Source organism: Sphingobacterium bovistauri, assembly GCF_020295405.1.
Taxonomy (GTDB): domain Bacteria; phylum Bacteroidota; class Bacteroidia; order Sphingobacteriales; family Sphingobacteriaceae; genus Sphingobacterium; species Sphingobacterium bovistauri.
This window is the reverse complement of record NZ_JADEYP010000067.1, coordinates 1-1,344: the sequence shown is the minus strand read 5'-3', so window position 1 is coordinate 1,344 and position 1,344 is coordinate 1. Positions and strand designations below refer to the sequence as shown.

The 1,344-nt window shown below is 38.0% G+C and carries 1 protein-coding gene; it reads right to left on the bottom strand.

Annotated elements, in window-relative coordinates; genetic code table 11:
* Positions 1–52: 52 nt before the first annotated feature.
* Positions 53–1,252: an IS256 family transposase gene (locus IPZ78_RS17175; protein ID WP_449618966.1), complete on the bottom strand. Its 1,200-nt coding sequence runs from the start codon at positions 1,250–1,252 to the stop codon at positions 53–55.
* Positions 1,253–1,344: the final 92 nt, after the last annotated feature.

Here is a 1,344-nt window from a genome sequence, read left to right as displayed (position 1 = left end):
GGGACTGTCTCACGAACTGTGTAAATTTAAAAATATGGAGTTCAGTTGTTAATTACAATTGGACTCTTTTTTCAAATAAAGTTAAGAACTGATTAAGGATTATGCCCCAATTATGAATTGGCATAGTCCATTTCCTAGAGATTTCTCTCAAAGCCAAATATACTGATTTCAAGACAGCTTCATCCGTAGGAAACGAAAGTTTGTTTTTGGTGTATTTACGTATTTTACCATTCATATTTTCAATGATGTTGGTGGTATAAATGATTTTTCTGATTTCTAAAGGAAACTCGTAAAATACCGTTAATTCGTCCCAGTTTTCTCGCCAAGATTTAATAGCGTAAGGGTATTTTGATTCCCATTTGTCCGCAAAACTTTCTAGTGCAGCCTGTGCGGCTTGTTTGTTTGGAGCATCATAAACAGGCTTCATATCAGTGGTGAATGCTTTTTTATCCTTCCAAACCACATATCTACACGCATTACGGATTTGATGAACTACACAGATTTGAGTGCTACTCTCTGGGAATACCGTGCGAATGGTATTGGTGAAACCATTAAGGTTGTCGGTAGCTGTAATCAACAGATCTTCCACACCACGAGCTTTTAGATCAGTTAGAATACCCATCCAGAAGCTAGCGCTTTCATTTTTACCAAGCCACATGCCTAACACTTCTTTGTAGCCCTCTCGATTTAATCCTACGGCTAAATAAATGGTTTTGTTAACTACTTTAGAGTTTTCACGAACTTTAAAGACAATACCATCCATCCAAACTATTAGATAAACGCTGTCTAATGGACGATTTTGCCAGGCTACTACATCTTCGGCTACCCGGTCGGTAATGCGTGAAATTGTCGCTTCGGAGACTTGAAAACCATAAACATCCCGAAGCATATCTTCAATATCCATAACACTCATGCCTTTAGCATACAGCGAAACGATAACATTCTCTACCCCGTCTATGATATTCTTGCGCTTGGGCACTAAGATAGGATTGAAGCTGCCTTCACGGTCTCTAGGAACTTGAATCTCAATATCACCTTGATCTCCTCTGACTTTCTTTGTCGTGTGACCGTTGCGTGAATTTTTCTCATCACTGCGGGTGTGTTTGCTATAGCCTAAATGACCATCTAATTCCCCCTCAAGCATCTGTGATACTGCTCTACCTTGCAATTCTCTAAAAAATTGTTGCAAGTCGGCGCCGTCCTTAAAACTCCTTAAGAACTCTTTGTCGTTTAATAATGATTCTCTGTCAATCATAATAATAAAGTTATGTAAATAAAAATGTGGAATCCAATTATTTATGAACTCCACATTTTATTATTTACACACTTTATAAGACAGTGTCT